Below are 24916 nucleotides of genomic sequence, written 5' to 3' on the forward strand. Positions count from 1 at the left end.
AGAGTGTCTCGGAACATGATGAGGTGTAAGTATGAAAATAATCGTCCAAAAATTTGGAGGAACTTCCGTTCGTAACGAAGAAGGAAGAGCAAGAGCAATTTATCATTTAAACAATGCATTAAGTGAGGGTTACAAAGTAGTCGTCGTTGTATCGGCAATGGGACGAAAAGGTGAGCCGTATGCAACGGATACATTGCTGTCACTTGTTGATGGAAATAAAGCGTCTCTTAACAAACGTGAGCTTGATATGCTTATGGCATGCGGAGAATTAATTTCATCGGTTGTGTTTACAAATTTATTAAACGAAAATGGTATTAAAGCTACAGCATTAAACGGTGCACAGGCCGGGTTTGTGACGAATGATGATTTTACCAATGCCAAGATACTAGAAATGAAATGCGACCGTTTGTTAAAAGAGTTAGAAGAATATGATGTCGTTGTTGTAACAGGCTTTCAAGGGGCAACTACTGAAGGTGATACAACAACGCTTGGACGCGGAGGCAGCGATACATCTGCTTCAGCTTTAGGTGCAGCCCTTATGGCTGATTACATTGACATTTTCACGGATGTAGAAGGTGTGATGACGGCGGACCCGCGTATTGTAGAAGATGCAAGACCGCTATCCGTTGTCACATATAACGAAATATGCAATATGGCTTATCAAGGTGCAAAAGTAGTTCACCCACGTGCCGTAGAGATTGCCATGCAAGCAAAAGTACCGATGCGCGTCCGTTCCACGTATGCTGATTCAGAGGGTACGCTCGTTACATCTCAAGGTGAAGCACAGCAGCGTGGAAGCGATGTGCAAGAACGTCTTGTAACAGGCATTGCGCACGTATCCAACGTCACTCAAATTAAAGTTTTTAGTAAAGAAGGCCATTATGATACGCAAGCAGAGGTATTCAAAGCAATGGCACAAGAAAAAATCAGCGTAGATTTTATCAATATTTCACCGAAGGGTGTTGTATATACGGTAACAGATGAAGCAACTGACAAAGCAATTGATGTGCTTCATGGGCTAGGGTATGAGCCGGCTGTTATTCGCAACTGTGCCAAAGTATCAACGGTTGGAGCAGGAATTGCAGGGGTGCCTGGTGTTACATCTAAAATTGTTACAGCTCTTTCTGGCGAAGGTATTCAGATTTTACAATCTGCTGACAGCCATACGACGATTTGGGTGCTTGTAAAAGAAGAGGATTTAAAGAAAGCCGTTAATGCTCTTCATGGTGCCTTTGACTTGTCAAAAGCACCGCAAAAGAGATAAACTACATGTTCCGTTAGCTATCAGCTAACGGTTCATTACATGAATAGGGATAATGCAATTTCAAGGAGTGAAAACATGATTGATTTTGGGAAAGTCGCAACAGCGATGGTAACGCCTTTTGATCATAAAGGAAACATTGATTTTGAAAAAACAACGCAGCTTATTAACTATTTAATCAGCAACGGTTCGGATGCGTTGGTTATTGCAGGAACAACGGGTGAATCTCCTACGCTTTCAACAGAAGAAAAGCTGGCACTGTTCCGCCACTCAGTAAAGGTAGTAGATGGCCGTGTACCTGTTGTTGCAGGTACAGGAAGCAATAATACGTATGCATCAATTGAATTAACGAAAAAGGCAGAAGAAATCGGCGTAGATGCGATTATGATTGTAGCACCTTATTACAACAAGCCGAATCAGGAAGGCTTATATCAGCACTTTAAAACAATTGCTGAAAGTACAGAGCTGCCTGTCATGTTATACAATATTCCAGGGCGATCCGTGATCAATATGTCTGTTGATACAATTGTACGCCTAGCTGAACTGCCAAATGTTGTAGCGTTAAAAGATGCAAGCGGAGACCTTGACGCAATGACAGCAATTATCGCACAAACAAGCGATGATTTTGCTTTATACAGCGGTGATGATGGCTTAACACTGCCGGTATTAGCAATTGGAGGAACTGGCATTATTTCTGTTGCCTCTCACGTTATTGGAAATGAAATGCAAGAGATGGTTAAGTTGTATGAGTCAGGAAATCCGAAAGAAGCAGCAAAAATTCATCAGCGTATTGTACCTGTGATGAAATCTCTTTTTGCGGCTCCAAGTCCAACGCCTGTTAAAACAGCTTTACAGCTAAAAGGGTTAGACGTAGGATCAGTACGATTACCTTTAGTTCCGTTAACGGAAGAAGAACGTCAAACGTTAGTCAGCACATTAAATACGCTATAAGCTATAAGTATGTTTTTTAAGCGTCTCTTCATTGACCGTATATACGAGTCGATGAAGAGACGTTTTTTTCTTATAAGATAATAGAAGAGCAGATGACGGAAATAGACGAATGAAATTTCTTGTATTCCAATTCTTACTTCAGTTATAATGTAAGCAAATGAAATTGTACGGGTGAAAGTAAGTAGGAGGAACTTATGGTACTAGAAAAGACAGAAAATATTAAAATTTCAGCCTTGGGTGGAGTCGGAGAACTTGGAAAAAACATGTATTTGGTGGAAATCAATGAAAACATATATGTGTTAGATGCAGGATCAAAGTTTCCGGGAGGGGAAATGTTAGGAATTGATATTGTCATTCCTGACATTACATATTTAGTAGAAAATCAGCAGAATGTAAAAGGCATATTTGTTACTCATGGACACGAAGAGCAAATTGGGGCTATTCCCTTTATACTTCAGAAATTGGACGTGCCGGTATATGGTACAGAATTAACGCTAGCACTTATTAAAGAAAAGTTAAAAGAGTATGGAATTAAAAAATATGAAGCTTTACATCCTATCACTTCGTCAACGGTTTTATCGTTTGAAGGAGTGGATATTTCATTTTTTAGAACGCAGCACAGTATACAAGATTCAGTCGGCATTTGTTTACAAACAAATCAAGGTGCGATTGTATATACAGGTGATTTTAAATTTGATCAAAATTCAGTCAGCATTCAAAGCGCTGATATTGGAAAAATGGCTGCCATTGGGGAAAAAGGCGTCCTGTGTCTGCTTTCAGACAGTACAAATGCGGATAAGCCAGGCTATACGGTTTCCGAGGCCGTTATCGGACAAAATATTACCGACGCTTTTTATAAAAGTAAAGGTCGAATCATTGTTGCTGCATACAGTTCCAATCTGCACCGTATTCAGCAAATTATTCATGCCGTATATCAGCATGGCCGTAACCTGGTCGTTATGGAAAAGAGTATGCTGAAAATCATTGATATTGCAGCAAAACTTGGACATCTGCAGCTGCCTGAGGATTTAATTGTTCCTGTGCAAAAGCTAAAAGACCTTTCAGAACATGAAACAGTTATTTTAACAACAGGTCATCACGGAGAGCCGATTTCAGGTCTTACTCGAATGGCTAAACAGTCCCATAAATTTATTCAAATCAAACAAGATGACACGGTCCTGCTGGCTGCTACACCTATGGCGGGGCACGAAACGACCTTTTCAAAAACAATTGACGTCATCTTTCGTTTAGGAGCAAGCGTAGTATTTGCTCAGAAAAAAGTCCAGGCTTCCGGACACGGCAGTCAAGAAGAATTAAAATTTATGATTAACTTAACAAAGCCGAAATATGTCATGCCTGTAAATGGAGAGTATCGAAAACAAAAAGCTTATGCAAAGCTGGCCGGTCAATTAGGAATATCAGAAGATCATATTTGTTTGCTTGAAAAAGGTGAGCGAATTGAATTTAAAGATGCTCGTATGTACCCTAGCGGTTCTATTCAAGCGGGAAATACGCTCATTGATGGACTAGGCGTCGGTGATATTGGAAATATCGTTCTGAGAGATCGCAGGCTGCTGTCACAGGACGGAATCTTAACGGTAGTAGTTACGATTAATAAACGCCAAAAAACAGTAGTAGCGGGACCAGAAATCATCTCCCGCGGATTCGTCTATGTAAGAGAATCAGAAAAGCTTTTAGAAGAAGCAACGAAGATTGTTCAGCAAATTTTAGAAAAGTGTATGGAAGACAAAGTGATTGAGTGGTCTTCATTAAAATTAAAAATGAGAGAAAGTTTAAATCAGTTTTTATATGAAAAAACCCGTCGTAAACCGATGATTTTACCGATTATCATGGAAATTTAATGTGAAGCCTTCCCGCTGGGAAGGCTTTTTATTTGCAGCTGATGCGGATGTAATAACTGTGAGAAGTTCATACTACTACTATCAATAAGTGAAAGGAGCTAGAATATGTTTGAAAATAACGAAAGATTACATTCTGATGAAGCGCCTCAGCAGCCCAATAAAAATGAAGAAAGCAAGGGCGGAATATTAGATAAAATTCAACAATTAGGACAGACCAACGTGGCTCAGCTTCCTCAGGATTCTAATATTCACTGTTTAACGATTGTAGGACAAATCGAAGGGCACATGCAGCTGCCTCCTCAAAATAAAACGACAAAATATGAGCATGTCATCCCGCAAATTGTGGCGATCGAACAAAATCCAAAAATTGAAGGATTGCTTATTATTTTGAATACAGTAGGTGGAGATGTAGAAGCGGGTCTTGCCATTGCTGAAATGATTGCTTCGTTATCTAAGCCTTCTGTGTCCATTGTGTTAGGAGGCGGACATTCAATCGGTGTTCCGATTGCGGTCTCAACTGATTATTCGTATATTGCCGGTACAGCGACCATGACCATTCATCCTATTCGCTTAACGGGTCTTGTTATTGGTGTACCGCAAACATTTGAATACTTAGATAAAATGCAAGAGCGCGTGATTAACTTTGTGAGAGAACATTCTCATATTTCAGAAGAAAAGTTTAAAGAACTTATGTTTTCAAAAGGGAACTTAACGCGTGATATCGGAACAAATGTAGTTGGCGGAGATGCTGTTTCATACGGGTTAATTAATGAAGTAGGCGGAGTTGCTCAAGCAATCAAAAAATTGAATGAACTGATTGAGCAAGGACGTCAGAATGAAGAGCAGCTGCTGCAATGATTTTATATACAATGATGCCGCAAGAACTGATTTTTCAGCAGTCTTATCATCAAGAGCAATCTCAGCCAAAGCTTATTAATCACAATGGAATCCCGGTTATTGTTGAAGAAAATGAACAAAAACAACAGCAAATTGTGAGGGTTTTAAGCACGAATCCTCAAGATTATTTGAATGAAAATTATTATCCTGGTCAAATTTTGTCGTAAGGATTTCAGTATAATTATGGTGAATATGGTATAATGAATATGACGAAGAAGGCAGCCGCTGTATTGGCTGCTTTTTTATTCAACTGATAAAAGAAACAAAATCAACATAGGGTGTTGGACGTTGATTGGAGTGGAAAAATGGCAAAGAAAAAACGAAGAGGTCAAATAAAAAAGGATGAATGGAAACGGATATTGCGCTTTGAGCTTATTGGCTTATTTTTATTAGCGTTAACGTTAATTGCCATGGCAGGACTCGGTGCTGTAGGACAGGCTCTTGTACTAGTGGTCCGCTTATTTATCGGCGAGTGGTATATGCTGTGTTTAATCGGAATGGTTATTCTATCTGTTTATATCATTTGGAAAAGAGAAATGCCTCCTTTAGTGACGCGGCAGCTTATCGGTACATATCTCATTATTTTATCTATCTTACTGTTTAGTCACGTGACGTTATTTGAAAATTTATCGAAAAACGGAACCTTTACAGATCCATCTGTCATTATGAATACGTGGGATTTGTATATGCTCGAAGCAACTGGCCAATCGAATCACAGTGATTTAGGTGGAGGGATGATAGGGGCTATTATGTTTGCCATGTTCTACTATCTGTTTGATAGCTTAGGAACAGAACTTATCGCTGCCTTGCTTATTGTGATTGGGGTACTGCTCATTACCGGACGTTCGCTTCACGAAACGGTATTAAAACTTCTGTCACCTCTAGTGAATTTTTTAACAACGGAGTTAAAAGAAGGCTGGCAAGATATTCAGACGTGGAAACATAAAAAGAAAAAAGCCCCTAAAACAACAAAAAAGAGACGCCAAGAAAAAGCTGTTCAAGAACCTGAAGAAAGCGTGGAAATAGAAGTAGAAGCACCTTCGCCTCCAATTATTGAACACTTTGATTATGGAGAGGAAGAGTCTAGTCAATCTCCTGCTGCTCCTATAGCTCCGGTGCCGCCGGTTATGGAATCGAAGCCCGTAGCTGCTGCACCGCAACAGCCAAGGCCGCAAAAGGAACAGGAAGAAGAAAAAGCTCCTATGATTACCTTTACTGAAACGGAAAATAAAGAGTATGAGCTTCCTCCTATCAAGCTATTAACGATGCCAAAGAAAAGTAACCAGGCAAAAGAGCATAAAAACATTTATAAAAATGCCGAAAAACTTGAAAAAACGTTTCAAAGTTTCGGCGTAAAAGCAAAAGTGGCAAAAGTTCACCTTGGGCCAGCTGTTACAAAGTATGAAGTATATCCTGATGTAGGAGTCAAAGTAAGCAAGATTGTCAATTTAAGTGATGATCTAGCACTTGCATTAGCTGCCAAAGATATTCGGATTGAAGCTCCAATTCCCGGGAAATCAGCGGTAGGAATTGAAGTGCCGAACGAAGAAGTAGCGATGGTTTCACTTAGAGAAGTACTTGAAGCAACTGAAAATAACCGACCGGATAAAAAGCTATTAGTTGGTTTAGGAAGAGATATTTCAGGAGAAGCTGTGCTAGCAGAGCTTAATAAAATGCCTCATATGCTTGTAGCAGGGGCAACAGGAAGCGGAAAAAGTGTGTGTATCAACGGTATTATTATTAGTATTTTAATGAGAACAAAGCCTCATGAAGTAAAATTAATGATGATTGACCCTAAAATGGTTGAGCTCAATATGTACAATGGTATTCCTCATTTATTGGCTCCTGTTGTAACCGATCCGAAAAAAGCTTCTCAAGCCTTAAAGAAAGTTGTAAGTGAAATGGAGCGACGCTATGAGTTGTTCTCACACAGCGGAACGAGAAACATTGAAGGATATAATGATTTAGTAAAACGCATGAATGATGATGGAGACGCCGATGCAAAACAGCCGACTCTTCCTTATATTGTGGTGATTGTTGATGAGCTGGCTGACTTGATGATGGTTGCCTCATCTGACGTCGAAGATTCGATCACACGTCTTGCTCAAATGGCTCGTGCTGCCGGCATTCATTTGATTATTGCTACACAGCGACCATCAGTAGACGTTATTACTGGAGTTATTAAAGCAAACATTCCTTCCCGAATCGCTTTTAGTGTATCTTCACAAACTGACTCTCGTACAATCTTAGATATGGGAGGAGCTGAGAAGCTTCTAGGAAGAGGAGATATGCTGTTCATGCCTGTTGGGGCTTCAAAACCTGTGCGTGTGCAAGGTGCCTTTTTATCAGATGAAGAAGTAGAAGAGATTGTTGATTTTGTAATTGCACAGCAAAAAGCACAGTATCAAGAAGAAATGATTCCAACAGATGCTCCTGAACAAGTCGATGATTTTGCAGATGAGCTATATGACGAAGCGGTTCAGCTTGTGGCAGAAATGCAAACAGCTTCTGTTTCTATGCTGCAGCGACGCTTTCGAATTGGCTATAACCGGGCTGCACGCTTAATCGATGCGATGGAAGATCGTGGAGTGGTTGGACCGTATGAAGGAAGTAAGCCGCGTTCGGTGCTGATTTCTCAGCAAAATGAAGATGTTGGATCTTGATAATGTTACTAGAAAAGATGAGGCTGAGACAAAAGTATTTTAGCCCAAGTGAGAAACGAACCATTAATCAACATGTTTGATTAGCGGTTCGTTTTTTTTTGTTATGGTGAACATAGGTTTCATCTGTTTAATTCCTTCTAGCAGTTGATTGAAGGGCAAGGCGAAGACTCCTGCGGGAAAAGCGCAAGCGACGAGGAGGCTCATCGCCTGCCCGTGGAAACCGAAGTCTTGCACGGAAATCAACTGCGGTGTCGCAAGCGGTTCAGCTCATGTATCCCATTTGTTCGTCTTTAGATTGGGTTCATTTCGTCATGTCTCAACCTCATTTTTTTATGGAAGAAGAGACGGTAAGAATAGTATTATACAAAAATATGTCATGCTAAATGAATGAAATAAAAACGAATATTTAAAAATTTAATGACTAAAATGTTTGGGTTTTATCTAATATTAGAAGAAAAGTAGGTTGTTAGGTATGCTGACATTAAAAAATAACAAAAATTCATTTTTTTAAAAAAATATTAAAAATTTTAACAAAAAATTAATATAACCTATTTATTTATCTGTCGAAAAATGATATATTATTTTCGATTAAGTAGTCGAACATCAGAGGTCTGATGACTTTTTAATATGGAGGAAGAGTGATGTCTATACGTGCGGATAATCGGCACTTGTATTTACAAGTGATTGATAAAATTAAACAAAATATAGAAAAAGGAATTTTTAAAGAAAAGGAAAGACTCCCTTCAGAGTTTGATTTATCAAAGCAGCTAGGGGTTAGCCGCGCAACGCTACGTGAGGCACTTCGCATATTAGAAGAAGAGAATATTATTGTTCGCAGACACGGCGTGGGAACATTTGTCAACACGAAGCCTACTTTTTTGTCGGGGATTGAGCAATTAAATAGTATAACACATATGATTGAACAAGCTGGTATGAAGGCCGGAACAATCTTCTTATCTTCTCAAATACAAGAGTTGTCTGAAAATGATTTAACACGTTTTGCTTGCGGGGAAGACGAACAGATTTTATTTGTTGAACGGGTGAGAACGGCAAACGGAGAGCCGGTTGTATATTGCATGGACAAGGTTCCTCAAAAAATATTGCCTGAAAATTTCGAATACAAACAGGAATCTTTGCTAGAAATTCTTGAAAAACAAGCAGGTAAGCACATTTCATACGCCGTGGCAAACATTGAGCCTCTAGGCTATCATGAAAAAGTTTCTCCTCTTTTACAATGCGAACCAGAAACCGCGTTGCTTGTGCTGAAACAAATGCATTATGACCAGTATGATGAACCCATTTTATATTCCATCAATTATTTTAAAGCAGATCAATTTAGTTTCCAAGTATTGCGTAAACGCGTCTAGTTTTTTTGTGGTTAAATGTCAGAAAATTTACAACTATTTAACATTGTCCTTTTAAGGAGGTGTCAAATGTAGGTCACAAGGACGAAATAGAAAATTGGCTTTATACTTTTAAAACTATTCAGGGGGTTAAAACATGTTAAAACGTAAAACGGGACTTGCATTATCACTAGTATTAGCGGCAGGAACACTTTTAAGCGCGTGTGGCTCAGATGACGCAGATAAGAGCGGCGGAGATAAAAAAGCAGCGGATTTTAAAGTGGGAATGGTAACAGATACGGGCGGAGTAGATGATAAATCGTTTAACCAATCTGCTTGGGAAGGTCTGACAAAGTTTGGGAAAGATAACGGACTTGATGAAGGGACTGGATACAAATATTTGCAGTCTACAAAAGCATCTGAATACGAGAGCAATCTTTCTAAATTTGCTGAGAGTGGCTACAACTTGACGTATGGAATTGGCTTTTTGTTAAAAGAAGATATTAAAAAAGCAGCAAAGCAGTATCCGGACGCTAACTTTGCATTAGTAGACGATACGCTAAAGTCAGAGAACTTAGATAACGTGGCAAGCATTCTATTTAAAGAAGAGCAAGGCTCTTTCTTAGTAGGTGTAGTGGCAGCTAAACAAACGAAAACGAACAAAATCGGCTTTGTCGGAGGCGTTGAATCTCCTTTAATCAAGAAGTTTGAAAACGGATTTAAAGCAGGTGTTAAATCTGTAAACCCAGATGCTGAAGTTATCTCTCAATACGCAGAAAGTTTTAACTCTCCAGAAAAAGGTTCAGCTATTGCTTCTACCATTTACAGCAAAGGCGCCGATATTATTTATCAAGCGGCTGGCGGTACTGGAAACGGCGTATTTACAGAAGCTAAAAACCGTTCAAAAGGCGGTAAGGACAAAAAGGTTTGGGTAATTGGAGTTGACCGCGATCAGCATGAAGAAGGTATGCCTGAAAACGTAACGTTAACGTCGATGGTTAAACGCGTTGACTTGGCTGTAGAAGATGTTGCAAAAAAAGCGATGGACGATAAATTCCCAGGTGGTAAAGAAGTTGTGTTTGGCTTAAAAGAAGACGGAGTAGGAATTGCCCCATCACAAGATAATGTAAGTAAAGATGCGTTAAAAGCAGTTGATGAGTATAAACAAAAAATTCTAGACGGTGACATTACAGTGCCTCAAACGGATAAAGAATTTAAAGAGTTTGAAAAAACGCTAAAAAAATAAGCTGACGTCTGTTAAGCAATGATTATATGAGTATAAAAGGCTAGTGAAAACTAGCCTTTTTCATAGCCAAAAAACGGAAGACAGAATCCTGTAGCAGGCAGGAATAGGGAGTGAAAGCAGTGGAATATGTTATTGAAATGCTAGATATTCGCAAAGAGTTTCCCGGTATTGTCGCTAATGACAATATTACACTCCAAGTGAAAAAGGGAGAAATTCATGCTTTATTGGGAGAAAATGGTGCAGGTAAGTCAACGCTGATGAACGTTTTATTTGGACTTTATCAGCCTGAAAAAGGACAGATTCGTGTAAACGGCCAAGAAGTCAAAATTACGGATCCTAACGTAGCGAATGACTTAGGAATTGGGATGGTTCATCAGCATTTTATGCTTGTTCAAAACTTTACAGTAACAGAAAATATTATTCTTGGGAACGAACCGACGCGGACGGGGAAAATCAACATTAAAAAAGCAGCTCGAGATATTCAAGAGCTTTCAAATCAATATGGATTATCGGTAGATCCATATGCAAAGATTCAAGATATCTCAGTTGGCATGCAGCAGCGAGTGGAAATTTTAAAAACGCTTTACAGAGGAGCCGATATTCTTATCTTTGATGAACCTACTGCTGCCTTAACACCTCAGGAAATTACGGAATTAATTCAAATTATGAAAAAGTTAATTCAAGAAGGAAAGTCAATTATTTTAATTACGCATAAATTAAAAGAAATTATGTCAGTGTGCGACCGCTGTACAATTATCCGAAAAGGCGTGGGAGTTGGCACGGTAAACGTAAAAGAGACGAACCCTGATGAACTTGCTGCTTTAATGGTAGGGAGAGAAGTTCATTTTAAAACTGAAAAGAAAACAGCGACTCCAAAAGAAGCTGTGTTAACAATAAAAGAATTAGTAGTAGAAGACAGCCGAGGAGTAGAGGCTGTAAGTTCACTTAATCTAAGCGTTCGGGCAGGCGAAATTGTAGGCATCGCGGGTGTTGATGGGAATGGTCAAACAGAGCTGATTGAGGCAATTACGGGTCTGAGAAAAATAAAGTCGGGCTCGATCACATTAAAAAATCAAGAACTGTCTACGTTATCCACTCGTAAAATTACGGAGTCTGGAGTAGGGCATATTCCGCAGGATCGCCATAAGCACGGACTTGTATTAGATTATACAATTGGTGAAAATATCGGTCTTCAAACGTATTATCAAAAGCCAATGTCTAAATCAGGTATTTTGAATTACAAAGAGCTGTATAAAAAAGCAAAAGAACTAATTGCAGAATATGATGTGCGAACGCCTAGTGAATATACGCAAGCGCGATCGCTATCGGGCGGAAATCAGCAAAAAGCCATTATTGCTCGTGAAGTAGACCGCAGTCCGGAACTATTAATTGCAGCTCAGCCAACGAGGGGACTGGACGTAGGAGCCATTGAATTTATTCATAAGAAACTGATTGAAGAAAGAGATAAAGGACGGGCAGTGCTGCTCGTTTCGCTAGAACTAGATGAAGTGATGAATCTAAGCGATCGCATTGCGGTTATTTATGAAGGGGAAATAGTCGACATTGTAGATCCAAAAGAAACGAATGAACAAGAGTTAGGATTATTAATGGCAGGCGGTACGCGTGAGAAAGCGGGTGGAACAGCATGAATAAACTTGTGAAAAATGAACGTGTAATGATGATTTTGATCCCTGTTGTATCGGCCATATTAGGACTCATTGCGGGAGCGATTATTATGTTACTAGGCGGCTATGATCCAATGCTTGGCTATCAATCTCTTTTTGACGGGATGTTTGGAACGCCAAAAGCCATTGGAGAAACGATTCGTGCCATGACTCCTCTTGCTCTGGCCGGTATCGCGGTTGCGTTTGCTTATAAAACCGGTCTCTTTAACATTGGAGTAGAAGGACAGCTTTTAGTTGGCTGGTTGGCTTCAGTATGGGTTGGGTATGCGTTTGATTTACCAGCAGTCATTCATATTCCTCTAGCTGTATTAGCAGCAGCTGCAGCTGGAGCAATTTGGGCGTTTATTCCAGGGTTTTTAAAAGCAAAATTTCATGTTCATGAAGTAATTGTTTCCATTATGATGAACTATATTGCCCTTTATACAACGAGCAGCTTAATCCGTACGTATTTATATGCGGGGAATGAAAAATCGTATGATATTAAAGAATCGGCATCTTTAGCATCAAGCTTTTTAGCACAGTTAACTAATAACTCTCGCCTTCATTACGGCATTCTTATTACCATCGCTGCGGCCGTCGTCATGTGGTTTATATTGAATAAAACAGCTAAGGGATTCGAGCTAAGAGCTGTTGGTTTTAATCAACATGCTTCACAGTATGCAGGAATGAATGTAGGCAGAAACATTGTGTTATCCATGGCGATTTCAGGCGCTTTTGCCGGGCTTGCCGGGGCAATGGAAGGGCTTGGAACATTTCAGTATATGGGCACATTCACTGCGTTTACGGGTACGGGGTTTGACGGTATCGCCGTAGCTCTTTTAGGAGCTAACAGCGCAATTGGAATTTTATTAGCTTCATTCTTTTTCGGAGGATTGCAAACTGCGGCTCCTCAAATGAACTTTATGACAGGCGTACCGTCTGAATTAATTCAAATTGTCATTGCGCTTATTATCTTTTTTGTTGCATCTAGTTATTTAATTCGCTGGGTGCTTGGCCGTTCAGGCAAGGGGGGAGCAAAATGAACTTCTTAGAGGTGTTAGCCATTATTATTCCAGCGGCGCTTTATTCAGCTGCACCGCTTATCTTTACCGCGCTCGGAGGGATATTTAGTGAACGTTCCGGGGTCGTGAACATCGGATTAGAAGGGCTGATGATGTTTGGCGCGTTCACAGGTATTGTTTCAACCCTTTTACTTCAGGATTCATTAGGTGCTTGGGCCCCGTGGGTAGCGATAGTAATTGCAGCTGTTGTTTGCGCTGTGTTCTCGCTGATTCATGCTGTTGCAAGTATTACATTAAAAGCAGATCAAACTGTAAGTGGCGTAGCGCTGAATTTTCTAGCTGCAGGTCTTTCAATCTTTTTAATCAAAAAGATTTTTGGGAAAGGACAAACAGATTTTATCCAATTCCGTATCGATAAAGTAAGTATTCCAGGTCTATCAGACATTCCAGTAATCGGTAAAATTCTGTTTTCGAATGTTCCTATTACGTCTTATATTGCAATTGCGCTAGCTTTTGCTGTATGGTATATCATTTATAAAACGCCGTTTGGTCTTCGTCTTCGTTCAGTTGGTGAACACCCAATGGCAGCAGACACGATGGGAATCAAGGTTGTGAGAATGCGTTACGTTGGCGTTATGATTTCCGGCATGTTCGCGGGAATCGGCGGAGCGGTGTATGCCACGTCTATCGCTACAAACTTTGCAGCGGGAACGATTGCTGGACAAGGGTTCCTTGCTATTGCGGCCATGATTTTCGGGAAGTGGCATCCTATTGGTGCTTTAGGTGCAGCCATGTTTTTCGGATTAGCACAGTCTTTGAGTATCACGGGAGCTCAGATTCCGGTTATTCAAGACATCCCATCCGTCCTTTTAACCATTGCACCGTACGTGTTAACAATCTTAGCGCTTACTGGTTTTGTAGGACGTGCTGAAGCTCCTAAAGCGCTGGGCGTTCCTTACGAAAAAGGCCGCCGCTAATAAATCCTCTATACGAGGTCTAACAATGACTAAAGTTGGATAAATATAGAAGGTGGAGACAAAGAAATCATATTCTTTTCTCCGCCTTTTTTCATTGAGAGAAAGAATATGAAAAGAAATGAGGAAGCGCGCGGCAAGTTACTTGAAAATGTTTCCTTGAATTCGATATAGTGGTTATAAGACTAAAATTAGCGTTAAAGATTCAAAATAGAAGTATTGTCTAGTTAATACATCAAAATTTAAAAGGAGGTTTATATATGAAATTATTGACTGAACAAAAACATGAACTAGAAGGATTGACCGTTCACACCATTCAAACAGCTAAGTACAAAACAAACACGTTCATTTTAAAACTAAATGCCCCTTTAGATCAGAAAACGGTGACAATGCGTGCCCTTTTACCTTACGTGCTTCAAAGCGCTACCGAGTCGCTGCCGTCTACGACAAAGCTTCGTACATATTTAGATGAGCTTTATGGTGCTACTTTACAAGTAGACTTAACAAAAAAAGGTGATAACCACGATATTACGATTCGCATTGATATAGCGAATGAAAAATATTTGAAAGATTCAACTCCGCTTTTACAAAAAGCGTTAGCGCTTCTTGGCGATATTTTATTAAAGCCAGCAGTTGAAGGGGACTCTTTTTTAAAGGATATTATGACAAAAGAAAAGCGTTCGCTTCGTCAGCGAATTCAAGCCGTATTTGATGATAAAATGCGCTATGCTAATTTAAGACTAGTCGAAGAAATGTGTAAAGAAGAACCATACTCTTTACATGTAAATGGCCAAATTGATGATGTGGAAGAAATTACAGGTGAAAGTTTGTACGCTTATTATCAGCAGGTGTTAAAAGAAGACGCCATTCACCTTTATGCTATTGGAGATTTGCAGGTCGAAGAGGTTTTACAAACAGTAAAAGAAACATTTACTTTACCAAAGCGCGAGCAAAAAGACATTGAAGATTCTATTACGTCTAAAGATATCTCAAACGTAAATGAAGTGGTGGAAAAACAAGAAGTGAAACAAGGGAAATTAAATATTGGCTACCGCACAAATGTTGTATACGGAGATAGACAGTATTTTGCTCTGCAAGTATTTAACGGTATATTCGGAGGTTTCTCACATTCTAAGCTATTTATCAATGTGCGTGAAAAAGCAAGCTTAGCCTATTATGCCGCTTCAAGGGTAGAAAGTCACAAGGGATTACTGATGGTCATGTCGGGTATTGATGCTAAAAATTACGACCAAGCCGTTACCATTATTAAAGAACAAATGCAGGAAATGAAGCAAGGGTCATTTACAGACGGTGAAATCGCTCAAACAAAAGCCGTCATTCACAATCAGTTGCTTGAAACGGTGGATACTCCACGAGGACTAGTAGAGGTTATGTATCATAATGAATTAACAGGCAAAGACATTTCAATTGACGAATACTTAAAGCATATTGATGCGGTATCTAAGCAGGAAATTATTAAAGTGGCTGAGAAAATTGAAATGGATACAATTTATTTCTTAACAGGAACGGGCGGTGAAGAAAATGGAGAAAATTGAATTTTCGCAGCTTCAGGAACAGCTATATCATGAAAAAATGGATAACGGGCTGCAGGTATATATTTTGCCAAAGCCGGAGTTTAACAAAACGTTTGCTACTTTTACAACGAACTACGGATCGATTGATAATCAGTTTGTCCCACTGAATGAAAATGAAATGACCAAAGTTCCGGACGGAATCGCACACTTTTTAGAGCATAAATTATTTGAAAAAGAAGACGGGGATGTCTTTCAGCAGTTTAGTAAACAAGGTGCTTCTGCCAATGCATTTACTTCTTTTACCCGCACAGCTTACTTATTCAGCTGTACGTCAAATTTTGAAGAAAACCTTGAAACATTAGTGGACTTTGTACAAGAGCCGTACTTTTCAGAAAAAACGGTAGAAAAAGAAAAAGGCATTATCGGTCAAGAAATTACAATGTATGACGACAATCCGGACTGGCGCTTGTATTTTGGTACCATTCAAAATATGTACAAAAACCATCCTGTTAAAATTGATATTGCCGGCACAATCGAATCGATTTCACATATTGATAAAGATTTGCTGTACACATGCTATGAAACGTTCTACCATCCGAGCAACATGCTGTTGTTCATTGTAGGTCCTGTTGATGCGGAAAAAGTAATGAAGCAAGTTCGTGACAATCAGCAGAAAAAAGATTATAAAGAAATCTCTGACATACAGCGTCATTTTGACGAAGAGCCTGAAACGGTGGATCAAGAAAAACAAGTATTAAAAATGCCGGTTCAGTCTTCTAAATGTATGGTGGGGCTAAAAGCGAAAAATCCGCAGCGTTCAGGTGGAGAAATGCTTAAATACGAGTTAGCAATGAATATTATTTTAGATTACGCGTTTGGAAAAAGCTCTTCATACTATGAGGAGTTGTATGCAGACGGGCTCATTGATGAAACGTTTGCTTATGATTATACGGAGGAAAGAGGATTTGGTTTTGCTCTTATCGGAGGAGATACGGACCAACCGGAACAGCTGTATAATCGAGTTAAACAAATATTACTTGAAATGAAAACAAAATCACTAACAGAAGAGGAACTTGAGCGTATCCGTAAAAAGAAAATCGGCGGATTCCTACGCTCATTAAATTCACCTGAGTTTATCGCTAATCAGTTTACACGCTATGCATTTAATGATATGAATTTATTTGATATTGTTGAAACGCTAGAAAAGCTGAAGGTGAACGAAATAAAAGATGTGCTAAACGAGATTATTGATGAAAAGAACTTTACGGTTTGTGAAGTAGTACCTAAATAAAGATGATTGTTGCCAAAAAAGCTGATGTTCATCAGCTTTTTTGCATGTAAAGGAGAGAAGGTCATGGAGAAATTTGCCCTTGTGACAGGTGCAAGCGGAGGAATTGGCACAGCGATTGCTAAAAAATTGGGTGAGGATGGATATTCGCTTATCTTGCATTACCATCAGCGAAGCGACAAAATAGAGGCGCTTGCACATGAGCTGGCTGAAAAGGTAAAAACCGTGTTTACGGTACAAGCAGATTTATCATGTAAAGAGGGAGTGGAGAAGTTTTTAAAGGGAATTATTGTTCCGGTAGAAGTTATTATTCATAACAGCGGACGAAGCGTTAGCGGGTTAATGACAGATACTCCGGCAAAAGAAACCGAAGAAATGATCTATCTTCACGTTACGGCTCCCTTTGTTATTACCAAAGCTTTATTACCTAAAATGATTAGTGCTAAAAGCGGACAAATCATCATGATTTCTTCCATTTGGGGACTTACAGGCGCTTCGTTTGAAGTCCTTTATTCCATGGTAAAAGGTGCACAAAATACGTTTGTAAAAGCTTTGGCAAAAGAGGTTGCACTAAGTGGAATTCGAGTCAACGGAGTTGCGCCCGGGGCGATTGAAACGGATATGATGGCCAGCTATTCAAAAGAAGAGGTTAAAGAGCTGGCTGAAGAGATCCCTTTAGGAAGAATTGGTTATCCAAAAGAAGTGGCAGATGCCGTTTCATATTTAATATCTTCACGAGCTTCCTACATAACGGGACAAATATTATCGGTTAATGGCGGTTGGTACATATAAAGTGTGCATAAAATCAAAAACAAGGTACAAACTATGATATGAATAAACCTTAAGGAGGGCTACTCATGTCAGTATTAGAAAACTGGGATAGCTGGAAAGATTTTTTAGGCGACCGTTTACATCATGCGCAAAACGAAGGAATGCAAGAAGAAGTTATTCATGATCTTGCTTATCAAATTGGTGGATATTTAGCAAACCAAGTTGATGCAAAAAATGATCAAGAGCGAATTTTAGCAGACCTTTGGAGCGTTGCTTCTAAAGAAGAGCAGCATGCGATTGCGAGCAGCATGGTGAAATTAGTTCAAAATAACGGATCAGTAAAATAAGTTATCGTTTCTAAAAAGGAGCTAATTCACTGCGTGTGAGAGCTCCTTTTTTCTTAGAAATAAATAGTACAAATAAATAAGCGCTTACATACATAACAAATGTAGAACTACTTGTCTTTAGGGTTTATAATATAATGGAAATCATTTATAGTTAAACTAGGTGAAAAAAAGGGGGCACCTCTCGAAGGCCAGCCAAGAAATGGGAGGGGTTTGATGGAGAAAATTGAGTGGTATTTAGAATATCAAATACAAAAAAATCGTCCGGGTCTTTTAGGTGATATTTCGTCGCTTCTTGGAATGTTGTCAATTAATATTGTCACAATTAATGGAGTGGATGATATTCGCCGTGGATTATTGCTGCGCTGTGATTCACATGAGCAAATAGACAGGCTTGAATCTATTTTGAAAACAATGGATAATATCGTTGTGACAAAAATGAGACCGCCTAAATTGCGTGATAAGTTAGCAGTGCGTCACGGTCGCTATATTCAGCGTGACGCAGATGATAAAAAGACGTTCCGTTTCGTAAGAGATGAATTAGGTTTGCTCGTAGATTTTATGGCGGAACTGTTTAAACAAGAAGGTCATAAGCTTATCGGCATTCGAGGTATGCCGCGAGTAGGCAAAACCGAATCCATTGTAGCAGCTAGCGTATGTGCGAACAAAAGGTGGCTTTTTGTGTCTTCTACACTCTTAAAACAAACGATCCGCAGTCAGCTTATTGCTGACGAATACAACGCTGATAATATTTTTATTATTGACGGGATTGTATCGACAAAACGAGCGAATGAAAAGCACTGGCAGCTTGTTCGAGAAGTAATGAATGTACCCGCGACAAAAATTGTGGAGCATCCGGATGTATTTGTACAAAATACCGAGTATTCATTAGATGATTTTGCCTACATTATTGAAATAAGAAACGACCCCAATGAGAAAATTACATATGAAATAATGGAAGGTCCTCAAATGTTTCAAGACGGTGGATTATCGATGTTTGATTTTTAGCATAATTGGTAGGTGTTAGCATTGACAGAGTTAGGACAAAGGTTAAGACAAGAACGAGAAAGCAAAGGATTGTCGTTAGAGGATTTACAAAAACTAACGAAAATTCAAAAACGCTATTTACTGGGCATTGAAGAAGGCAATTATGAGGTTATGCCGGGGAAATTTTACGTACGAGCGTTTATTAAGCAATACTGTGAAGCAATTGGGTTGGACACAGATGCTATTTTTGAAGAATACAAATCAGACATTCCTTCAACTCAAACAGAAGACATCCCGCAGCAGCTTTCACGCGTTCGCAGCCGCAAAGAAATTCCTCAGCATACAAAAGGAGTTTCAAAAGCATATGACTACCTTCCAACTGTTCTAGTGGTGGCGGGAGTTGTAGTTGTTGGGATTATTATTTGGGTAATCGCTCAAAATATCGTCTCGGATAAAAACAAGGAGCAGGCTAATCAAGAAGCTCCAAACAGTGAAATTCAGCAGTCTAACACGCAGGAAGAAACGAATGAAACTACTGCCAAAAATGACAATAGCACGTCAGAAGATGACCAAAGCGCTGCTGATAAGAAAGAAAAAGAAAAAGCTGAAAAAGAAAAAGCTGAAAGAGAAAAAGCTGAGAAAGAAAAAGCCGCAAAAGAAAAAGCTGAGAAAGAAAAAGCTGAAAAAGAAAAGAAAGACAGCGGTAAACAAGAATACAAGGAAGTTCAAAAAACAGGCAGAAGTGCTACGTATGCTCTTTCCGGTACGGATGCATTTAATCTAGAAGTAACATCCACTCAAGCAGATACTTGGTTAGATGTGAAAAACGGAAAAGGAAATGCTTTCTTTAGCTCCATTCTAAAAAAAGGTGAAACAAAAGAATTTGATTTGACGAAAGAAACGGAAGCTCGTGTCAACATCGGCTATTCACCTGGAGTAGAGCTAAAAGTAAATGGAAAAGCGGTTGACCTGCCGTTTGATTCGTCCAAGCAAGTTCGACAAGTTGTAACGATTCAATATCAGCCGGCAGAAGCACAGTAAACAGCCTGTTTTAAAAAGTGGTCAGGGTGTAAATAAAGATAATATGTGAATTAAACACTCATTCACGCTATAATAAAACCAAAGCCGTGCAAACAACTTCGTTTGCACGCTTTCAGTTTGTAACAGTAATTGGAGGCAGAAGAAGTGAATTTACCAAACAAGATTACCATTTCGCGAATTTTTCTAATTCCCGTATTCCTCATTTTTATGATGGTGCCGCTACCATTTGGCACAGTGGAGGCAGCAGGAAAAGAGATTCCGATCGCTCATCTATTAGGGGCGGCATTATTTATTATTGCATCTACAACGGACTGGATTGACGGATACTATGCAAGAAAGTACGATTTAGTCACGAACTTGGGCAAGTTTTTAGATCCACTAGCAGACAAGCTGTTGGTTTCAGCTGCGCTTGTAGCTATTGTTGACTTAGATTTAATTGCAGGTGCAGGTTGGGCTGCTATCATCATTATTAGCCGTGAATTTGCTATTACAGGTTTAAGACTTGTACTAGCAGGGGAAGGAGAAGTTGTAGCAGCAAATATGTTAGGTAAAATTAAAACATGGACTCAAATTTTAGCTATTTCAGCTATTTTGTTGTACAACTTGCCTTTTGAATGGATTTCCATTCCGTTTGCTAGCGTAATGCTTTGGATCTCAGTAATTTTTACGGTTATTTCAGGCTGGGACTACTTTGCTAAAAACAAACAGGCTTTTGTTAATTCAAAATAAGTAAGATGGAGATGATATGATGAACGCTGAAATTATTGGAGTCGGCTCTGAGCTGCTGCTTGGACAAATTGCCAATACAAACGCTCAGTATTTATCGAAAAAATTAGCCGAACTTGGAATTAATGTTTACTATCACACGGTAGTAGGAGATAATGCACAGCGCTTGAAAGAAGTGATTGCTACAGCTCAAACACGTGCAGAGTTAATTATTTTCACAGGCGGGCTTGGTCCTACAAAAGATGATTTAACAAAAGAAACAATTGCGAGTGTGCTAGGAGTAGAGCTGACAACAAATGCGGAAGCACTTGAAAGCATTGAAGCCTATTTCAAACAGTCAAATCGTATCATGACACCTAACAATAAAAAACAGGCAATTGTGCTAGAAGGTTCGACAGTGCTCCCTAATGATTACGGAATGGCTCCAGGCATGGGGCTTACAGTAGAGGGAAAACACTATATGCTATTCCCAGGGCCGCCAAAAGAGCTCTATCCAATGTACGAATCATATGGTCAAGAATTTTTAGCTCAAAAGCTTGAATTAAAAGAAAGTATTGAATCACGCGTTCTTCGCTTTTTCGGAATAGGAGAGTCACAGCTTGAGACGGAAATTGAAGATTTGCTTGATGCGCAAACAAACCCGACGATTGCGCCGCTTGCAGGGGATGGAGAAGTAACGCTCCGCTTAACTGCCAAGCATGCTGATGCCGCTGAAGCACATCGTATGTTAGATGAAGTGGAAAAAACCATTTCAGAGCGCGTAGGAGAGTATTTATATGGCTACGAAGCAACTTCTTTACATAATGAATTGGTAAAAGAATTAACGGCACAAGGCTTGACGATTGCTTCGGCCGAAAGTTTAACCGGTGGTTTATTCAGCGAACGTCTAACAACCGTGTCAGGTGCTGGAGAAGTTGTAAAAGGCAGCCTGGTAGCCTATCATTATGAAATCAAGCAAAATATTCTCGGAGTTAGTGAACACACGCTGAATCAGTACGGAGCCGTTAGCGAGCAGTGCGCAGCTGAAATGGCTCAGCGTATTCAACAGTTATATAAAACGGATATTGGCATCGGTTTTACGGGTGTAGCTGGACCCTCTAAACAAGAAGGACATCCTGTAGGAACAGTGCATATAGGGGTCGCTTATAAGGATCAAACTCCTCAAGTTTACAGCTTGCAGCTATCTGGAAGCCGCCAAGGGATTCGTTCACGAACGGTTAATTACGGCTGTCATTACGTATTAAAGACGATAAAAAAATAAAGAAAAAAGGCTGCTTAGTTTTACCAAAGCAGCCTTTTTTTTATTTCACAAAAAACGAACATTTATTCGCTTTTTGCTTGTCAAACGACTCAAAAACTAGTATAGTAAGTTATAGAAAGTTGTTAATTCGACATTGCTACTACATCGTAGTAAGTTTGCAGTTTATAGATGATTTCAAAGAGACAGAGGAGGAAATTGAGTGAACGATCGTCAAGCAGCCCTTGATATGGCTTTAAAGCAAATTGAAAAGCAATTTGGTAAAGGTTCGATTATGAAATTAGGTGAACAAACGGAAAAAAGAATTTCTACAATTCCAAGTGGTTCATTAGCATTAGATATAGCTTTAGGCGTAGGTGGATATCCACGTGGACGTGTAGTGGAAGTATATGGCCCAGAAAGCTCAGGTAAAACAACAGTTGCTCTTCATGCGATTGCAGAAGTTCAACAGCAGGGCGGACAGGCTGCATTTATCGATGCGGAGCACGCGTTAGATCCTGTATATGCTCAAAAATTAGGCGTTAATATTGATGAGCTGTTATTATCTCAGCCTGATACAGGAGAACAAGCTTTAGAAATCGCAGAAGCTTTAGTTCGAAGCGGCGCAGTAGATATTATTGTTGTTGACTCAGTAGCAGCGTTAGTGCCAAAAGCGGAAATTGAAGGAGAAATGGGAGACTCTCACGTGGGTCTACAAGCTCGTTTAATGTCTCAAGCATTGCGTAAACTATCTGGAGCTATCAACAAGTCTAAAACAATCGCTATCTTTATTAACCAAATTCGTGAAAAAGTCGGCGTAATGTTTGGTAACCCTGAAACAACTCCTGGTGGACGCGCGCTTAAATTCTATTCTTCAGTGCGTCTAGAAGTGCGTCGTGCAGAACAGTTAAAGCAAGGAAACGATATCGTAGGTAACAAAACAAGAATTAAAGTTGTGAAAAATAAAGTAGCTCCGCCTTTCCGTGCTGCTGAAGTAGATATTATGTACGGAGAAGGTATTTCAAAAGAGGGTGAAATTTTGGATATTGCTTCTGAACTAGATATCGTCCAAAAAAGTGGATCTTGGTATTCGTATAATGACGAGCGTCTAGGTCAAGGCCGTGAAAATGCAAAGCAATTCTTAAAAGAAAATACTGATATTCGTCAGGAAATTGCGGGACAAGTGCGTGAACATCATGGTTTAGACCAAGATGGAGAGCCAGCTCCTGAGGATGACGATCAAGGCGATTTAAATATTTAATTTGCTGCGAGATAAAAAAAAGACTCCTCTATTTCAAAGAAGGGGTCTTTTTTTTGTAAAAATTGTTAATGCTAGAAAAGTAACATACGAAATTTCAATATATACTGTAGAGGCAGGCTTGACAATAAAAATGCACAGATTTACAATTAAGATGTATATTTTCCCTTTTTAAAACATTTTAGCGTTTAAAAGCCTTTGTGTGTATATTGAAAGGTGAATACGATGTACATGCCGACATGAAATTTAAAACTTACAAGTTTATAGCAAGGGGAGGTGAAATGATGGATACTAATACAATCATCTTCGCTTTGCTTGGCCTAATCGTCGGTGCAGTTGTTGGCTTTTTTGTTTGTAAATCGATTGCTGAAGCTAAAATTGCGGGAGCAAAGTCTAGTGCAGAACAAATTATTGATGAAGGAACCCGCGAGGCGGAAGCTTTGAAAAAAGAAGCTTTACTAGAAGCGAAGGATGAAATCCATCAGCTTCGTACAGAGGCAGAACAAGATATTCGTGATCGTCGAGCAGAACTTCAAAAACAAGAAAATCGATTAATGCAAAAAGAGGAAAATCTTGATCGTAAAGACGAGTCACTTGATAAACGTGAAGCGTTACTTGAAAAGAAAGATGATTCTCTTACTGTTAAACAACAGCATATTGAAGAGATGGAAAGCAAAGTTGAAGAAGTGGTACGTGCACAGCAAACAGAGCTAGAGCGCATTTCAAGCTTAACAAGAGAAGATGCAAGAGCGATTATTTTAGATCGTGTTGAAAATGAACTTTCCCACGACATTGCAATAATGGTAAAAGAAACAGAAAACCGTGCAAAAGAAGACGCCGATAAAAAGGCGAAAGAAATTCTTTCACTTGCTATTCAGCGTTGCGCAGCAGATCATGTTGCTGAAACGACTGTCTCAGTTGTTAACTTGCCAAATGACGAAATGAAAGGCCGAATTATCGGTCGAGAAGGTCGAAATATCCGTACGCTTGAAACTTTGACAGGAATTGATCTTATTATTGATGATACGCCAGAAGCAGTTATTTTATCAGGATTTGACCCAATTCGTCGTGAGACAGCAAGAATTGCACTTGATAAACTCGTTCAAGATGGTCGTATCCATCCCGCACGTATTGAAGAAATGGTTGAAAAATCTCGCCGTGAAGTGGACGAATATATTCGTGAAGTTGGTGAACAAACGACGTTTGAAGTTGGTGTTCACGGGTTGCATCCAGACTTGATGAAAATTCTTGGTCGCTTAAAATTCAGAACAAGCTATGGTCAAAATGTGCTGAAACATTCAATGGAAGTAGCGCATTTATCAGGACTTATGGCTGCTGAATTAGGTGAAGATGAAACGTTAGCCAAACGAGCAGGATTGTTACATGATATTGGTAAAGCAATTGACCATGAAGTAGAAGGAAGCCACGTAGAAATCGGTGTTGAATTAGCTACAAAGTATAAAGAACATCCGGTTGTTATTAACGCGATTGCTTCTCACCATGGAGATACAGAACCAACATCAATCATTGCTGTACTAGTTGCAGCAGCGGATGCATTATCTGCTGCAAGACCAGGTGCTCGCAGTGAGACGTTAGAAAACTACATTCGTCGTCTTGAAAAGTTAGAAGAAATTTCAGAGTCTTATGAAGGCGTTGAAAAATCATTTGCTATTCAAGCAGGACGTGAAGTTCGTATTATGGTGAAACCAGATACGATTGGTGATCTAGAAGCGCATCGACTTGCTCGAGATATTCGAAAACGAATTGAAGATGAGCTGGATTATCCTGGCCACATCAAAGTAACCGTTATTCGTGAAACAAGAGCAGTAGAGTATGCAAAATAAAA

21 protein-coding genes are annotated in these 24916 nt (G+C 39.5%); all 21 read left to right on the top strand.

Annotation, left to right across the window (positions count from 1 at the left end):
• Positions 1–31 precede the first annotated feature (31 nt).
• The 21 genes from dapG (at position 32) to rny (ending at position 24914) form a co-directional block, all read left to right on the top strand.
• Positions 32–1264 carry an aspartate kinase gene (dapG, locus tag SB717_RS09765; RefSeq protein WP_074677229.1) on the top strand — a complete coding sequence of 411 codons (1233 nt, stop codon included), beginning with the start codon at positions 32–34 and terminating at the stop codon, positions 1262–1264.
• Between the two features lie 75 nt (positions 1265–1339).
• Positions 1340–2212 carry a 4-hydroxy-tetrahydrodipicolinate synthase gene (gene dapA / locus SB717_RS09770; protein ID WP_013058822.1) on the top strand — a complete coding sequence of 291 codons (873 nt, stop codon included), beginning with the start codon at positions 1340–1342 and terminating at the stop codon, positions 2210–2212.
• 194 nt (positions 2213–2406) lie between these two features.
• Entirely contained in the window at positions 2407–4074 is a 1668-nt protein-coding gene (locus tag SB717_RS09775; RefSeq protein ID WP_410903629.1) for a ribonuclease J, read from the top strand.
• Between the two features lie 105 nt (positions 4075–4179).
• Complete coding sequence (locus SB717_RS09780; RefSeq protein WP_013058820.1) at positions 4180–4932, top strand: ClpP family protease; 753 nt, start codon at positions 4180–4182, stop codon at positions 4930–4932.
• On the top strand, positions 4929–5138 hold the full coding sequence (locus tag SB717_RS09785; protein ID WP_028411391.1) for a YlzJ-like family protein: 210 nt from the start codon (positions 4929–4931) through the stop codon (positions 5136–5138). The genes SB717_RS09780 and SB717_RS09785 overlap by 4 nt, the downstream gene beginning before the upstream one ends.
• A 138-nt stretch (positions 5139–5276) precedes the next feature.
• Positions 5277–7634: an FtsK/SpoIIIE family DNA translocase gene (locus SB717_RS09790; protein ID WP_047749914.1), complete on the top strand. Its 2358-nt coding sequence runs from the start codon at positions 5277–5279 to the stop codon at positions 7632–7634.
• A 641-nt stretch (positions 7635–8275) separates the two neighbouring features.
• Positions 8276–9001, top strand: a complete 726-nt coding sequence (locus SB717_RS09795; protein ID WP_410903630.1) for a GntR family transcriptional regulator — start codon at positions 8276–8278, stop codon at positions 8999–9001.
• Between the two features lie 133 nt (positions 9002–9134).
• A complete protein-coding gene (locus tag SB717_RS09800) occupies positions 9135–10223 on the top strand; it encodes a BMP family lipoprotein (RefSeq protein ID WP_074677221.1) in 1089 nt (362 codons plus the stop codon).
• 119 nt (positions 10224–10342) lie between these two features.
• Complete coding sequence (locus SB717_RS09805; protein ID WP_144643975.1) at positions 10343–11872, top strand: ABC transporter ATP-binding protein; 1530 nt, start codon at positions 10343–10345, stop codon at positions 11870–11872.
• Positions 11869–12930: an ABC transporter permease gene (locus tag SB717_RS09810; RefSeq protein ID WP_074677217.1), complete on the top strand. Its 1062-nt coding sequence runs from the start codon at positions 11869–11871 to the stop codon at positions 12928–12930. The genes SB717_RS09805 and SB717_RS09810 overlap by 4 nt, the downstream gene beginning before the upstream one ends.
• Complete coding sequence (locus SB717_RS09815; protein WP_013084750.1) at positions 12927–13886, top strand: ABC transporter permease; 960 nt, start codon at positions 12927–12929, stop codon at positions 13884–13886. Before SB717_RS09810 ends, SB717_RS09815 begins: the two co-directional genes overlap by 4 nt.
• 257 nt (positions 13887–14143) lie before the next feature.
• Entirely contained in the window at positions 14144–15439 is a 1296-nt protein-coding gene (yfmF, locus tag SB717_RS09820) for an EF-P 5-aminopentanol modification-associated protein YfmF (protein ID WP_074677215.1), read from the top strand.
• Positions 15426–16709, top strand: coding sequence for an EF-P 5-aminopentanol modification-associated protein YfmH (gene yfmH, locus SB717_RS09825; protein ID WP_410903631.1), 1284 nt, complete (start codon positions 15426–15428; stop codon positions 16707–16709). The genes yfmF and yfmH overlap by 14 nt, the downstream gene beginning before the upstream one ends.
• Positions 16710–16772: 63 nt before the next feature.
• Positions 16773–17498, top strand: a complete 726-nt coding sequence (ymfI, locus tag SB717_RS09830) for an elongation factor P 5-aminopentanone reductase (protein WP_410903632.1) — start codon at positions 16773–16775, stop codon at positions 17496–17498.
• Between the two features lie 65 nt (positions 17499–17563).
• Positions 17564–17824, top strand: coding sequence for a DUF3243 domain-containing protein (locus tag SB717_RS09835; protein WP_013058809.1), 261 nt, complete (start codon positions 17564–17566; stop codon positions 17822–17824).
• 213 nt (positions 17825–18037) lie between these two features.
• Entirely contained in the window at positions 18038–18829 is a 792-nt protein-coding gene (locus SB717_RS09840; protein WP_074677211.1) for a DUF3388 domain-containing protein, read from the top strand.
• A gap of 12 nt (positions 18830–18841) precedes the next feature.
• Complete coding sequence (locus tag SB717_RS09845; RefSeq protein WP_410903633.1) at positions 18842–19849, top strand: helix-turn-helix domain-containing protein; 1008 nt, start codon at positions 18842–18844, stop codon at positions 19847–19849.
• A 144-nt stretch (positions 19850–19993) separates the two neighbouring features.
• Entirely contained in the window at positions 19994–20578 is a 585-nt protein-coding gene (gene pgsA, locus SB717_RS09850) for a CDP-diacylglycerol--glycerol-3-phosphate 3-phosphatidyltransferase (protein ID WP_028411382.1), read from the top strand.
• 16 nt (positions 20579–20594) lie between these two features.
• On the top strand, positions 20595–21836 hold the full coding sequence (locus SB717_RS09855) for a competence/damage-inducible protein A (protein WP_074677208.1): 1242 nt from the start codon (positions 20595–20597) through the stop codon (positions 21834–21836).
• Between the two features lie 199 nt (positions 21837–22035).
• Positions 22036–23073, top strand: coding sequence for a recombinase RecA (gene recA / locus SB717_RS09860; protein ID WP_013058804.1), 1038 nt, complete (start codon positions 22036–22038; stop codon positions 23071–23073).
• A gap of 281 nt (positions 23074–23354) precedes the next feature.
• The gene (rny, locus tag SB717_RS09865; protein ID WP_013058803.1) at positions 23355–24914 is read left to right on the top strand and encodes a ribonuclease Y; all 1560 of its coding nucleotides are present in this window, start codon (positions 23355–23357) and stop codon (positions 24912–24914) included.
• Positions 24915–24916 lie beyond the last annotated feature (2 nt).

This window comes from Priestia sp. SIMBA_032 (genome assembly GCF_046535215.1).
In the GTDB taxonomy this organism is placed as follows: Bacteria; Bacillota; Bacilli; order Bacillales; family Bacillaceae_H; genus Priestia; species Priestia aryabhattai.